General features: G+C 64.5%; 12 protein-coding genes. 5 read left to right on the forward strand and 7 right to left on the reverse strand.

What is annotated here, in order from left to right; all coding sequences use genetic code 11:
- Positions 1-237 precede the first annotated feature (237 nt).
- The 4 genes from P9255_RS23385 to P9255_RS23400 all read right to left on the reverse strand — a co-directional run bounded on the left by P9255_RS23385 (position 238) and on the right by P9255_RS23400 (position 4,146).
- Positions 238-1,386, reverse strand: coding sequence for a porin (locus P9255_RS23385; protein ID WP_309765316.1), 1,149 nt, complete (start codon positions 1,384-1,386; stop codon positions 238-240).
- Between the two features lie 515 nt (positions 1,387-1,901).
- Entirely contained in the window at positions 1,902-2,681 is a 780-nt protein-coding gene (locus P9255_RS23390) for an ATP-binding cassette domain-containing protein (RefSeq protein ID WP_309790490.1), read from the reverse strand.
- A 29-nt stretch (positions 2,682-2,710) separates the two neighbouring features.
- Positions 2,711-3,424 (reverse strand): ABC transporter permease, encoded by a 714-nt coding sequence (locus P9255_RS23395; protein WP_309762997.1) that lies wholly within the window; start codon positions 3,422-3,424, stop codon positions 2,711-2,713.
- Between the two features lie 35 nt (positions 3,425-3,459).
- On the reverse strand, positions 3,460-4,146 hold the full coding sequence (locus tag P9255_RS23400; protein ID WP_309762996.1) for a histidine ABC transporter permease HisQ: 687 nt from the start codon (positions 4,144-4,146) through the stop codon (positions 3,460-3,462).
- Positions 4,147-4,557: 411 nt separating this feature from the next.
- Here P9255_RS23400 and P9255_RS23405 point away from each other — a divergent pair, with 411 nt between their 5' ends.
- Complete coding sequence (locus tag P9255_RS23405; RefSeq protein ID WP_309790491.1) at positions 4,558-5,256, forward strand: pirin family protein; 699 nt, start codon at positions 4,558-4,560, stop codon at positions 5,254-5,256.
- Between the two features lie 107 nt (positions 5,257-5,363).
- On the opposite strand, the gene P9255_RS23410 is transcribed toward P9255_RS23405, so the two are convergent.
- A complete protein-coding gene (locus tag P9255_RS23410; protein WP_309790492.1) occupies positions 5,364-5,978 on the reverse strand; it encodes a periplasmic heavy metal sensor in 615 nt (204 codons plus the stop codon).
- 223 nt (positions 5,979-6,201) lie between these two features.
- Here P9255_RS23410 and P9255_RS23415 point away from each other — a divergent pair, with 223 nt between their 5' ends.
- Together P9255_RS23415 and P9255_RS23420 are read left to right on the forward strand one after the other, a co-directional pair.
- Positions 6,202-6,924 (forward strand): response regulator, encoded by a 723-nt coding sequence (locus tag P9255_RS23415; protein ID WP_309762993.1) that lies wholly within the window; start codon positions 6,202-6,204, stop codon positions 6,922-6,924.
- Entirely contained in the window at positions 6,908-8,266 is a 1,359-nt protein-coding gene (locus P9255_RS23420) for an ATP-binding protein (RefSeq protein WP_309790493.1), read from the forward strand. The genes P9255_RS23415 and P9255_RS23420 overlap by 17 nt, the downstream gene beginning before the upstream one ends.
- 11 nt (positions 8,267-8,277) lie before the next feature.
- On the opposite strand, the gene P9255_RS23425 is transcribed toward P9255_RS23420, so the two are convergent.
- Positions 8,278-8,541: a hypothetical protein gene (locus tag P9255_RS23425; RefSeq protein ID WP_309790494.1), complete on the reverse strand. Its 264-nt coding sequence runs from the start codon at positions 8,539-8,541 to the stop codon at positions 8,278-8,280.
- Positions 8,542-8,636: 95 nt separating this feature from the next.
- Positions 8,637-10,322, reverse strand: a complete 1,686-nt coding sequence (locus P9255_RS23430; RefSeq protein ID WP_309790793.1) for a diguanylate cyclase — start codon at positions 10,320-10,322, stop codon at positions 8,637-8,639.
- A gap of 768 nt (positions 10,323-11,090) precedes the next feature.
- On the opposite strand from P9255_RS23430, the gene P9255_RS23435 reads away from it, so the two are divergent.
- Both P9255_RS23435 and P9255_RS23440 read left to right on the forward strand, forming a co-directional pair.
- Positions 11,091-12,842, forward strand: coding sequence for an ABC transporter permease subunit (locus P9255_RS23435; RefSeq protein WP_309765315.1), 1,752 nt, complete (start codon positions 11,091-11,093; stop codon positions 12,840-12,842).
- Between the two features lie 12 nt (positions 12,843-12,854).
- On the forward strand, positions 12,855-14,225 hold the full coding sequence (locus tag P9255_RS23440) for a nitrate/sulfonate/bicarbonate ABC transporter ATP-binding protein (protein ID WP_309765314.1): 1,371 nt from the start codon (positions 12,855-12,857) through the stop codon (positions 14,223-14,225).
- Positions 14,226-14,291: the final 66 nt, after the last annotated feature.

Here is a 14,291-nt window from a genome sequence, read left to right on the forward strand (position 1 = left end):
ATGCCCGCGCCTTGCGCAAAACGCCATGCGGACAAAGGCCCGTTTTTTGGACGGGATTCTGAAGGAAAACTACTTTTTAGAACGCCTGATTCTGTACTTTTGAATCAATTTGACAGATGCAGCCACAAATAAAAAACGGTGCGATACCCTTTCGGGCACCGCACCGATACGCGCCTCTCGCAGCAGCGTGAAAACTCTACAAACCTATTCTTGATTCAGCTTCGTCGGCCTGAACGATCAGAACGAGTGCTGGATGCCTGCATAAACGCCCGTCTGGCTGTGGCCGGGGAACGGGTTGTCCGTCGATGCCGCCGAACCGTAGTTGTTGGCGTTCAGGCCGTAGTTGGCGCTCTTGCTGTTCTGCACCGTCGCGACCTGCAGATCGAGCAGCGTGCGCTTCGACAGGTTGTACGAGCCGCCGACCGTATAGATGGTCGCGTTACCCGCGCCGTTGTTGCCGTTCACGTGGTAGACCGCCGCGATCAGCGCAGCCGCCGGCGTTGCTTGCCACGTCACGCCGCCCCATTCGTGGTCGAGCGTGGTCGGCTGGCCGGGCAACTGGCCCGTCATGCCCGACGAGCGGATCGCCTGGTAAGCGCCCTGGACCTTGAACTGGCCGAGGAACAGGTTGAACATCGCCGTGTACTCGCGCGAGTACGCGTAGACACCGTTGCCGCCCGCGCCGCCGTCGATGGCGTTGTACGCGCCGCCCAGCGTGCCGTTGGCCGGATTGCGGATTTCATCGTACATGCCGCGGATCTGGAACAGCGGCGTCGTGTAGGTGATGTACGCGCCGGCTTCACGGCCTTGCGGCGTCGTGCCGTTGCCGTTCCAGTTCGTCGCATTCGACAGCGAGTACTGGCCGTAGAAGTCGAAGCCCGCGAACTTCGGCGACTGGTAAGAAATGTTGTTGCTCGACTGCGGCCAGTTACGGCCACGAACCAGCGATGCCGACGACCAGTTCGACTGCCCGAACGGATCGAAGTCCCACACGCCGTTAGCGATGAAGAGTTCACGGCCCAACAGCAGCGTACCGAACTGGTTGTTCGCCACACCGACCGTCGCCCAGCGATTGAAGATGCCGTTATTGCCCGGGCCCTGGCCCGTCATGGTGTTGAAGCTGCCTTCCAACTGGAACACGGCGCGATAGCCGCCGCCCAGGTCTTCGACGCCCTTCAAACCCCACAGGCTCGTGCCCCAGTCGCCGCTTTCCGCGCGGAAGCGGTGCGACGTGCCGGTGGCGGGTGCGCCGGCGGGACCGGTCGGCACGCCGTTCATGTACTCGAGCCCCGCGTCCAGGCGACCGTACAGCGTCACGCTGCTTTGAGCGTGAGCCACCGCGCTGAACGTCAGCAGTGCTGCTGCCGCGAGCAAAGCTTTCTTCATCATCTCCTCCAACCCTGTCAAGAAATAGAACCCAAAGTGCTGCCGTGTGCGGTTCGATGCGAGCGCATCCAACCGGAAATCGTTTTCAGAGAAAGACACACGCGCGGGCAAGAGTGCTCATGGCGATCCACGCGTCGGGCGCGCGAACGTGACGCCGACCCGTCGATCGGTGTCTCCTCACTTTGTTTTGAAGTAAAACTACTTTTTGGGTACTTCGTTTTGGTACTTTAGTTACCAATTTAACAAAATACATCACAGACGCCAAAAGAATTTGACGTTCGAAGGAACTGTGTGTCGAAAATGCAATGCTGATGCAGTGGCCGCGCGACCCATAGCTTGGGAAACAGCCCGCAACTCCTTACTGGACAAGGGTTCTGGCCGGATAAGGATTGAGGGTCGGGTTTGACGCCTATTGACGGGCGAACGCCGCGGCGCTAGTCACGCAAGAGGCCGCGTTGACGGCGCATAGACGAAAAAAAAGCGCCTTTCGGCGCTTTTTCATTGCATTAGTCTGCTTATTTGAGGCTGCCCGACAGAAACTGCTTCAGGCGCTCGCTCTTCGGGCTACCGAAGACCGCGTCGGGATGTCCTTCTTCTTCGATACGCCCCTGATGCAGAAACACCACATGGTTCGACACGTTGCGCGCGAACGCCATTTCGTGCGTGACGACCACCATCGTGCGGCCTTCTTCGGCGAGCGTCTGCATCACCTTCAGCACTTCGCCGACGAGTTCGGGATCGAGCGCGGACGTGGGCTCGTCGAAGAGCATGACGTCGGGGTGCATGGCGAGCGCCCGCGCAATTGCCACGCGCTGTTGCTGTCCGCCCGACAGATGCGACGGATACTGCTTTTCCAGCCGCGGCGCGAGGCCCACTTTCTCCAGGTACATGCGCGCGCGGTCCTCGGCTTCCTTCTTCGGCAGCCCGAGCACGTTGACGGGCGCTTCCATCACGTTCTCCAGCACGTTCATGTGCGACCAGAGATTGAAGTGCTGGAACACCATCGACAGTTTCGAGCGGACCTGGCGCAGCTGCTTCGGATCGGCGACCTTGAGCGCGCCGCTTTTGTCCATCATCGTGCGGACCTCGGCGCCATCGACGAAAATGCGCCCGCGGTTCGGCTGCTCGAGAAAGTTGATACAACGCAGCATCGTGCTCTTGCCCGAGCCCGACGAGCCGATGATGCTGATCACATCGCCGGCGTTCGCCTTCAGCGATACGCCTTTCAGCACTTCGTTGCTGCCGTACTGCTTGTGGATGTCGTTGACGAAAAGCTTGTGCTTCTGGGAATTCATGAACGGTCCTGGGGCGACTATTGCCTGACTTATTTGCCTTGAGGCCGCAGGTACGCGAGCCAGCGGTGCTCGGCGCGGCGGAACAGCCACACGAGCGCGAACGAAATGACGAGATAGAGCAGGGCGGCGATGCCGAATGCCTGGAACGACTGATACGTCGCCGAATTTACGTCACGGGCGATCTTCAGAATGTCCGGCACGGTCGCGGTAAAAGCAACGGTCGTCGCGTGCAGCATGAGGATGACTTCGTTGCTGTAGTACGGCAGCGCGCGGCGCAGCGCGGACGGCAGAATCACCCGTCGATAAAGCGTGAAGCTCGACATGCCGTAGGCGCGCGCGGCTTCGATTTCGCCGTAGGGCGTCGCCTTGATCGCGCCGGCGAAGATTTCCGTCGTATAGGCACATGTGTTGAGCGTGAATGCGAGCAGCGTGCAGTTCATTCCGCTGCGGAAGAATTCGCCGAGCACCTGATGATCGCGCACGACCTGCAGGCTGTAGAGGCCGGTATAGCAAAGCAGCAACTGCACGTAGAGCGGCGTGCCGCGAAACACGTACGTATAGAGCCACACCGAGCGTGACAGCAGCTTGTTCTTCGAGACGCGCGCCACGGCGAGCGGCACCGACAGGCAGAAGCCGAAGCCGATGGAGACGACCAGCAGCCACATCGTGATCGCGAGACCGGTGATGCGATAGCCGTCGGTGAAAAGGTAGTTCTTCCAGAATTCCTGGATGATTTCGATCATGAAGTCCGCCGCTCGTGTTCGCTGGGGATGGCTGGTTAAAGATCGGCTTTGCGCACGCCGATGGAGTAGCGCCGCTCGAGCCAGATCAGCACGAAGTTCGAGATCGTCGTGATCGCGAGATAGATCACGCCCGCGAGCAGCGTGAAGAAGAAGAACCGCTGCGTGCCCTTGCCCGCGTCCTGCGCGGCCTTCACGACATCCGCGAGGCCGATGATCGACACCAGCGCCGTCGCCTTCACCATCACCTGCCAGTTATTGCCGATGCCCGGCAGCGCGAAACGCATCATCTGCGGAAACATGATGCGCGAGAAGGTTTGCCACGGTGTCATGCCGTAGGCCGCGCCCGCTTCGAGCTGGCCGCGCGGCACCGAGAGAAACGCGCCGCGGAACGTCTCGGTGAAATATGCGCCGTAGATGAAGCCGAGCACGAGAATGCCCGCCAGGAACGGATCGATGTCGATCTGATCCCAGCCGAGCTGATCGGTCAGCAGATTCAGCCAGATCTGAATGCTGTAGAAGAGCAGCAGCATCAGCACCAGATCGGGCACGCCGCGGATCAGCGTCGTGTAGACGGTGCCGATGCCCGAGGCGATCCGGCTCTTCGAGAGCTTCGCCGCCGCGCCGATCAGACCGATCACGAAGGCGAACCCGAGCGACAGCACCGCCAGCTTGACGGTCTGCCAGGTGCCCGCGAGGATCAGCGGACCGTAGCCTTGCAACATGGTGATTCCTTCGTAAGGTGCGCCACATATGACCGGCGCGCATTGGGCCGCGCCGGGCCGGCATCCGTTTCGCAAGCGCCGTGCGCCGAGGCCGCCGTGTTCAGGCTCGAGCGCCGGCGGTGCGTATTCTAGGTGGCCAAAATTGGCGAGCGTCCCGTCCCGCTCCCGTTCACTGTGCGCTGAGACGTGAACGATGACCGCCCGCAGGCTTTCCGCAGCTCCAAAGCGACGTCGCTGGCCGAAAAGCGCGGTATTTTACCCGAACCCGGATCGGGCGCGGGCGATGTCAGGACATGTCCGATTACATCCACCGGCAGGACGGTGTAGTGCCGGCGCGCTCGTTGTTCCGGGCGGCCGCCGCCCTTACATTCTCTCCATCGCAGTTCAACGTCTTTACCGGGAGCCATCATCATGTTCGAGATTCGCCGCAGCAACGAACGAGGTCACGCAAACCACGGCTGGCTCGACTCGTATCACAGCTTCTCGTTCGCCGATTATCACGATCCGGAGCATGTCCACTTCGGCGCGCTGCGCGTCATCAACGAAGACCGCGTCGCGGGCGGGCAGGGCTTCGGCACGCACGGTCATCGCGACATGGAGATCGTGAGCTATGTGCTCGAAGGCGCGCTCGCCCACCGCGACAGCATGGGCAACGGATCGACGATCCGTCCCGGCGACGTGCAGCGCATGAGCGCCGGCACGGGCGTGCGTCATAGCGAGTTCAACGGTTCGCCGAGCGAGACGGCCCACTTCCTGCAAATCTGGATCATTCCGGATGCGCCGGGCGGCGCGCCGGGCTACGAGGAAAAGCGCTTCAGCGACGATGAAAAGCGCGGCCGGCTGCGCGTGATCGCATCGCCGGAAGGGGTGGACGGGTCGGTGAAGATCGGCGCGGACGCACGCATCTTCGCGGGACTCTTCAACGGTGAGGCGCGGGCGGACTTCGACGTGCCGGCGGGGCGTCGTGTGTATGTGCATGTCGCTCGCGGCAACGTCTCGGTGAACGGCGAGCCGCTCCGTGCGGGCGATGCCGCGAAGATCGAAGACGTGGCGAAGGTCACGCTCGACGCCGGCGATAACGCCGAAGTGCTGCTGTTCGACCTCGCGTGACATTGCGCGAGTCGTTGCCGCAGCCAATGCGGAAGCCGCGGAGCGCAAGCGCCCGCGGCTTTTTTTTGCGCAATGGAACCGGTCGCGCCTGGCGGCCGGCAACGCGCTTACGGCTTGGCCACAGCCGACGCGCCGGCAGCCGCCCCCGCGCCCGGCGCGGCTTCGCGAGCGCCGTCCTGAGCGCCGCGATGCTTGCCCCAGCGTTCGTGCATCTTGTGCTCGTGCTCGCGCATCTTCGCGAAGTGCTTCTTGAGCGCGGTGCTGACGGTCGTCTTCTGCTGATCGTTGAGCGAGTTATAGAAGTTGAGCCACGCGGTCGCGGTCTCTTCGCGCAGTTGCGCCTGCTGCTGCTCCAGCTTCTGATGCGCCGCGTGCATGGCGTTCAGGTCGAGAATCGGCTGGTTGGCCATCGACTCGAACTGCTGATGCATCTGACGATGACTGTCGCGCATCGTGTCGCGGTTGTGCTTCATCGTGTCGAGCGCGGTTTGCCAGAGCTTTTCCTGCTCCGCGCTGAGCTTCAACTGTCCGTGCAACTGGTCCAGTTGCTTCTGCATGCGCATTTCCATGCGATGGCCGCCAGGACCGCCGGGGCCACCCATCATGGCCGGGCCGCCGGGCGGCGGCGCGCTGGGCGCTTCGTTCGTGGCGGCGTAGGCCGAGCCGAAGGTCAGAGCGAGCGCGGTGGCGGCGGCGGTGAGGATGCGATATTGCTTGCCCATCGTGAGACTCCCTTTCTTGATTGTCGGAGCCGAATTGCGAGGCCTCGTCGAGGTCTTGCGCTTCCGGTGAGACACAGCGTAGAGGCTCGCGGCGCGTCCCGTGTTACCGCGATGACGTTTCGTATTACGCTGGTTTACGCGCGGCTTTCGCGGTAACACCCCGTAACCCTTTGGGGCGCGTACACCGTCAAACCGTCCTGGCTCACGCGCTAAACTCCTTCACATGACTACACAAATCCTTGTCGTCGACGACGACGCCGAACTGCGCGACCTTCTGCGCGACTATCTGGTCCGGCAGGGCATCGAAGTGTCGGTGCTGCATGACGCCGGTTCGCTCGAACGCCGCCTGGAGCGCGAACGCCCCGATCTCATCGTGCTCGATCTGATGATGCCGGGCGTCGACGGCCTTACCGCGCTCAGGAAGCTGCGCGCATCCGGCGACGACATCCCCGTCATCATGCTGACCGCCCGCGCTGACGACGTCGACCGTATCGTCGGCCTGGAACTCGGCGCGGACGATTACCTCGGCAAGCCGTTCAACCCGCGCGAGCTGCTCGCCCGGGTGCAGGCGGTGCTGCGCCGCCGCCGCACGATTCCGTCCGCCGCGCCCGAGCAGCGCGAGCCTTATTCGTTCGGCCGTTTCCGGCTGGACTTCCAGTCGCGCACGCTTCAGCACGACGAAAAGCCGCTCACGCTCTCTGGCAGCGAATTCGCGCTCCTGAAGATTTTCGTGAACAACCCGATGCGCACGCTCACGCGCGAACGCCTGCTCGAATTGCTGCACGGCCCCGAATACGACGGCACCGACCGCGGCATCGACGTGCAGGTGTGGCGTCTGCGTCGCATCCTGGAGACCGATCCTTCCGCGCCGCGCTTCATCCAGACGGTTCGGGGGCGCGGCTACGTCTTCGTTCCCGACGGCGAGCACAATGCGCCGGCCCATTGATTCGCTGTTCGGGCGTCTCGTCGTCCTCGTGATCGGCGTGCTGGTGCTGTCGCACCTCGCGTGGTTCGCGGTCATCCGCGTCGAGCGCGACAACTCGCAAACGCGATATGCGGTCGAAGAGGCCGCGTTTCTCGTCGAGGCCGTGCGGCAGCACATCGCGAACAATCCGGATCAACCGCTGCCTTCGCGCGTGCGCGTCGTGCCGCTGAACGCGCCCGACGTGCCTCAGCGTGCGGCCGAGGACATTCCGCGGCCGCTGTCGCGCTTTCTCGAAGACATGAAGGACCGTTTGCCCGACGACACCGACGTGCGCCCCGGAGAACCCGGCGCGCCGCCGAGCGTGTGGGTACATGGCGTGAAGGACGCAGGCTGGATCGTCGTGCCGGTGCAGCCGTTGCGGCCCCCGCGCTCGCGCGACCGGATGCTGGTCTGGCTCGCGATCATCTTCTCGACGGCGGTGCTTGCCGCGCTTTTAGCCGCGTGGCAACTGCAACGGCCGTTGCGCTCGCTCGCGCATGCGGTCGGCCGCTTTGCGCGCGGCCAGCCGACGCCGCCCGTGCCCGAACGCGGTCCGCGCGAACTGCGTCAGTTGACGCACGGCTTCAACCAGATGGTGCGAGAAGTCTCGCAGACCGAGAACGACCGCGCCGTGATGCTCGCGGGCGTCGCGCACGATCTGAAGACGCCGCTCGCCCGCCTGCGTCTGCGCGCCGAGATGATGGACGACGAAAAAGCGCGCGACGGCGTCGTGCGCGATGTCGATTCGATGGCGCATATCGTCGATCAATTTCTGGTGTTTGCGCATGACCGCCCGGACGGCAGCGAGCCGGCGCCGGTGGACGAGCACTGCGAGCGCATCGCGCGGGCGTATCGGGCGTATCGGCCGCTTGCGGCGCTCCCGCCGGGAACCGAGTCCATTCGCCTCGTGCTCGAAGCGGGGCCGAGCTTCGTGCTGCCGGCGGCGACGCTGGATCGCCTGTTATCGAATCTGCTCGACAACGCGCATGCGTACGGCGCGCCGCCCATCGTCATCGAGACGCGGCGCGGGGCGATTGGCTGGACGTTGAGCGTCTCGGATCACGGCAAAGGCATTGCGCCCGCCGATCTCATCAAGGCGGCCCGGCCGTTCGTGCGGCTCGATCCCGCGCGCGGCGGCAGCGGGCATAGCGGTCTGGGCCTCGCCATCGTCGAGCGGCTCGCGCGGCGCGCGGGCGGCGAATGCGAGATCGGCAATCATGCGGAGGGCGGCTTGCAGGTCGTGATGACCTTTCCGTTCGATGTCGCGACGCGGCCGGTCACGGAACGCCGCGCCGGACCTCAGCACGAGGAGCGTGCGCTGTAGCGAAAGGCGTGTCAGTCGAACAGCGTTTCGAGCGCCGAGGCCGCCTCGCTGTTGACCGTGTTGTACGTGACCGTGGATGCCTCGAAGATGTAGTGCGTCGTGTACTTGCCGAGCCGCGAGAGAATCTCTTCCTGAATGACTTCGGGCGCGATGTCGATCTTCAGGTACCACGCGGTGGACGAGAGCCGCGTCTGGAACGACCCGTACTCGGCGAGCAGTTGGTCGAACGTTTCAGCGTCCTGATCGCGGCACACGATGACCAGATTTCCCTTCATGCAATCCTCCCGGTGACGGCAACGGCATTCGATGTCCGAGGCCATCATACCTGCCCCTGCGCGCATGCGCCGGGTTCATCGGCGAGGAGAAGCGCCTATTTGCCGGCGAGCGAATTCTCGGGATGGCGCGCCGGCGGGACGGGATCGGCGGGGCGCACTTCGCTGCGGTCGCGCCCGCGCGACTTCGCTTCGTAGAGCGCGAGGTCGGCGCGCGAAAGAATCCATTCGAGCGCGTCGCCGCCCGCCAGTTCGGTGATGCCGATGCTCACCGACAGCTCCGCGTCGTCGGGCAGATGCGCGCAGTGCTCGTGACGGAAGCGCTTGCGCAGCCGCTCGAGCACGGCTTGCGCATCCGCGAGCGAAGTCTGCGGCAGGATGATGCCGAACTCCTCGCCGCCGAGCCGGCCGATGGCGTCGCTCGGACGAAGCTGCGTGCGGCACACTTCCGCGAAGTGCTCCAGCGCGCGGTCGCCGGAAGCATGACCGTAGCGGTCGTTGATCTGCTTGAAGTGATCGAGATCGGCGATCGCCACCGATAGCGGCGCGCCCGCCGAACGCGCCAGCTCCACTTCGTGACGCAGCGTATCGAGGAAATAGCGGCGCGACAGCGCGCCCGTCAGCGCGTCGTGGCGGGCCTCGGCGGACAGCAGCGTGTTCGCGGCCTGCAACTGCTCGGCGAGATCGCGTGTCGCGCGATGCAGCCGGCGCTCGCGCGAGTACGACGTCGCGATCACCACCGCGAGCGTCACCACGCCGAGCATCGTCAGGAACACGAGCAGGCGGTCGCGATTGTGGTTGCGGCTGATTTCCGGCCAGCTCGTGAGCGGATGCATGATATGCGCTGACAGCCCCGAATTGAGCCCGGTGCGCTCGTCGTAGAGCGAAGGTGACGCGTCGCCGTTGGCGGTATAGAAGCCCTCCGCGAGTTGCGGGGCGAGCCACGGCGCGGTCTCGCGCATCTGATCGCCGACCGGCGCGACGCGCAACGGCGGAAACGCGTCGCGGCGGTAATGCTCGAAGCGCTCGCCGGGCGTCATGCGGGCAACGGGCGCATCGGGCATCGCCTGATACTCGAGACGTCCGTCGTGGGCCATGACGACGACGCCGTTCTCATCGGTCACGAAGGTCCCCGCGCGCGACACCCAGTGCCGCAACCGGTCGATGCTCACTTTCGCGATCACCGCGCCGACGAGCAGTCCGTCCTCGTACACCGGCGCTGCGATGAAAATGCCCGGCTCGCCCGACAGCCTGCCGACGCCGTACATTTCGGCGAAACCGCCGAGCAGTGCGCGTCCGACGTAGGCGCGCGCGCTCATGTCATAGCCGATGAAGCTGTTCGGATCGGCCGCATTGCTCGACGCAATGCAGTATCCCCGGTCGTTGACGAGCCAGATCGAGTCGAGCCCCGAGAAGCCCTGTGCATCGTGGAGAAAGGCGTCGACCTTGACGAGGCTCGGCAAGGTCATCCATTGCGCGCGGCGCGCGGTTTCCGTGGCATCCAGGTTCAAGGCATAATGCCGCGATTCCGCGAGGGCGCGCTGCATCAGATCCATCTGCGCGAGCGTGGCCGGAATGGCGCGGGACATCGCCAGGTCGCTCGCGATGATCTGCGCCATGTTGTCGACGATGGACGCAGCCATCTGCCGCTCGGTGCGCACCGTCGCGGTCATCTCCTGTTGTACCATTCGGTCCGACAGCAGGCCCGCGGCGATCCAGCACGCGAACACGACCAGCGCGAGGCAGAGCGTCGCGATCGCGCGGTGCAGATTGAGCCTGTTCATCATGCGGGTGCGGACGGTCACGCCGCACGCGTCGGGCGGGGGTGAACGGCGCCGCGCGCGGCGGACATGCGGGACGCGCGCCCAGACTCGCCTGCGTCGGCCGAAAACGGGATAATCGCCGGCCTGGCCGCGCCGCTCAGCGGTGCGCGGCGGGCGCATTCATTGCGTCGCGTCAGGGCCGCGGCCGCCGTTCTTGCATACGCACCGGGCCGGGCGATGCGGCTGAAGCAGTCTCTCGGGTCTGTCGGACGGCCTTCCGACTCGAATTTGGCGTCACGCATTGCATCGGCGCTCAATTTATTGTTTGTGGTAAGCCAAGATTGGACGATGTTTTTTGTCGTCTATCAAGCGCCTTCTCGTCGTGGGCGACGTCTGTCCAACACAACGCCATGCCGCGCCGCCGTGCCCGCGCCGGGCGTCTTGCCCTGGCTGGCGGTCTTCGGGTGCGCCGGATCGCCGTTGCACGGACACCGACGCCCGGGAGAGCCGCACCTTCATTTTTGCCTTCGTCGTGCCGAAGAGCAACAGAAGCATCGCACGAATGGGCGAAGTACGGGAGGAGAGGTTGTGCCTGTCATCGTGCATGGTGTAGTGTCGCTCGGTTCGGCGCGCCGCATCTGTAGTCGATTCGGCGGCGAGCCGCGTTGAATGTCAGGGCGCGGAGCAGCGGCCAACGGGAGGCCTCCGACCCGCGCGACGGCGCTGGCCGTCTCGAGCATGACCCGCGCCACGCGCGGCTGGAACAAAGCCTTACGGGGAGGGCCTTGAATGGAATTTGGTTTCAATCTGAATCGCACGGCGAATGCGTCGGCGTGGCGGCTCCTGCCCAACCGGTGGGACTTCGTCGCCTTCCCGATGATCATCTGCATCATCGCGCTCGCCGCCGTCGGTTTTCATGAGACCCTCGCGCCGATCTCGACGCTCGAGACGCAGGCCATCTCCCTCGACCCCGCGAATCTTCCCGAATACGCGTTGCGCACGACCTTGCGGATGCTGGCCGCAATGGTCGCCTCGCTCGTCTTCACGCTCGTCTATGGCACGCTCGCCGCGAAGAGCCGGCGCGCGTCCATCGTGCTCGTGCCGATTCTCGACATCCTCCAGTCGGTGCCGGTGCTCGGCTATATCTCGTTTACCGTCACCTTCTTTCTCGCGCTGTTCCCCGGCCGCGTGATCGGCGCGGAATGCGCGGCGATCTTCGCGATCTTCACGAGCCAGGCGTGGAACATGACGTTCAGCTTCTATCAGTCGCTGCGCACGGTGCCGCGCGACCTGGACGAAGTGTCGCGCGGCTTTCATCTCACCAACTGGCAACGCTTCTGGAAGCTCGAAGTGCCGTTTTCGATGCCGGGCCTCATCTGGAACATGATGATGTCGATGTCGGGCGGCTGGTTTTTCGTCGTCGCGTCCGAGGCGATCACGGTCGGCAACCGCACGGTGGTGCTGCCGGGCATCGGCGCGTACCTGGCGGCGGCCATCGGCGAGCGCAATCTCGGCGCGATCGGCTGGGTGATCCTTGCGATGACCATCGTGATTCTCGCGTATGACCAGTTGATGTTCCGCCCGCTCGTCGCGTGGGCGGACAAGTTCCGCATGGAAAACACGAGTTCGGGCAACGCGCCGGCATCGTGGCTGCTCGACCTCATTCGCCGCACGCGGCTGATTCACCGCCTGCTCGTGCCGGCCGGATGGCTGCTCTCGAAGGCGGCGCGCGTGCCGATCCGCCTGCCGTCGATCCAGCGCGTGCGGCTGCCGTTGCGCGCGCCCGTGCCGTCCACGCGCGCGGGCGACATCGCGTGGGGCGCGGTCGTGCTGCTGCTGACCGTGTTCGTCGTGTGGAAAGTGGTCTCGTTCGTCGCGACGGGCGTCACGTGGGGCGAAGTGGGCCATGTGTTCCTGCTCGGCTTTCTCACGCTGATCCGCGTCGTCGTGCTGATCGCGATTGCTTCGATCGTGTGGGTGCCGGTGGGCGTGCTGATCGGGCTGCGTCCCGCGCTCGCCGAGAAGTTCCAGCCGCTCGCGCAGTTCCTCGCGGCGTTTCCGGCGAACCTGCTGTTTCCGGTATTCGTCGTGGCGATCGTGCGCTGGCATCTGAATCCGGACATCTGGCTGTCGCCGCTGATCGTGCTCGGGACGCAGTGGTATATCCTGTTCAACGTGATCGCGGGCGCGTCGGCCTATCCGAACGATTATCGAGAAGCCGCGACCAACTTCCAGATTCGCGGCTGGCAGTGGTGGAAGAAGGCCATGCTGCCCGGCATCTTCCCTTACTACATCACCGGCGCGATCACCGCGTCGGGCGGCGCGTGGAACGCGAGCATCGTCGCGGAGGCGGTGTCGTGGGGCGATACCCGCGTCGTCGCGCACGGCCTTGGCGCGTACATCGCGCAGACCACCGCCAATGGCGATTACCCGAAGATCATTCTCGGCATCGCCGTGATGTCGCTCTTCGTGACGTTGTTCAACCGATTGTTGTGGCGTCCGCTGTACGCCTACGCCGAAGCCAGGCTTCGACTGGATTAAGGACGAGTTCCGATGCAGAACCTCAAGAACACGCAGACGCCCGGCGCGCAGACCGTTTCGCGCACGGGCGCGGCCGCTGCGCCTGCGAAGCCGCCGCGTCCCGGCGCGGAAATCCTGCGCGTGCAGAACGTGAGCCGCGGCTTCAACAAGACGCAGGGCGAACTGCTCGTGCTCGACGACGCGAACCTGGCCCTGCGCGAAGGCGAAATCGTCGGACTGCTGGGGCGTTCAGGCTCGGGGAAATCGACCTTGCTGCGGATCATCGCCGGACTGATCGAGCCGACCGCCGGCGAAGTGACCTACCTGAACGAGCCGTTGCGCGGCCCCGCGAAGGGTGTCGCGATGGTGTTCCAGACCTTCGCGCTCTTTCCGTGGCTGACCGTGCTGCAGAACGTCGAAGCGGGGCTGGAAGCGCAGGGCGTGGGCGCGCGCGAGCGCCGCGAACGCGCGCTGGCCGCGATCGATCTGATCGGTCTCGACGGCTTCGAAAACGCCTATCCGCGCGAACTGTCGGGCGGCATGCGCCAGCGCGTGGGGTTTGCGCGCGCGCTCGTCGTCGATCCGACGCTGCTGCTGATGGACGAGCCGTTCTCCGCGCTCGACGTGCTGACCGCCGAAAACCTGCGCACGGATCTGCTCGACCTGTGGACGCAGGGCCGGCTGCCGATCAAATCGGTGCTGATCGTCACGCACAACATCGAGGAAGCGGTGTTCATGTGCGATCGCATTCTGGTGCTGTCGTCCAATCCGGGCCGCGTGATGGCCGAAATCAAGGTGCCGTTCAAGCATCCGCGCAACCGGCTCGATCCGGCGTTCCGGCGGCTCGTCGACGACATCTACGCGAAGATGACGGCGCGCCAGCTCGACGAATCGAAGCGGAAGGGGCTGGAGCTGGGAAGCTGGCTGCCGTCGGTATCGACGAACCTGATGGCGGGGCTCATCGAAACGCTGGCTGCGGAGCCGTATCACGGGCGCGCGGACATGCCGGAAATTGCGCGGTCGCTGCATCTCGAAGTGGACGATCTGTTCCCGATTGCCGAAGTGCTCCAGCATCTCGGCTTCGCGGACGTGCGCGAGGGCGACATTTACCTGACGCCGCAGGCGCGCGTCTTCGCGGAATTCGGCACGCAGGAACGCAAGATGATGTTCGCGGAGCATCTGCTGCGGCATGTGCCGCTTGCCGCGCGAATCAAGAAGGTGCTGAACGAGCGGCCGGGGCATCGGGCGCCGCGCGTGCGTTTCGAGCAGGAACTGGAGGACTTTCTCTCCGACAAGGCCGCGCAGGAGACGCTCGACGCGGTTATCGACTGGGGACGGTACGGGGAGATTTTCTCGTACAACGATCAGACGGAGATGCTGAGTCTGGAGGACGTGGAAGGTTGACGTCTCGCTTCGACTCGACGAAAAAGCGCGGTGGCCGGGAACGGCGCCGCGCTTTTTGCATTGGCC

This window comes from Caballeronia sp. LZ019, from assembly GCF_031450825.1.
GTDB lineage: Bacteria > Pseudomonadota > Gammaproteobacteria > Burkholderiales > Burkholderiaceae > Caballeronia.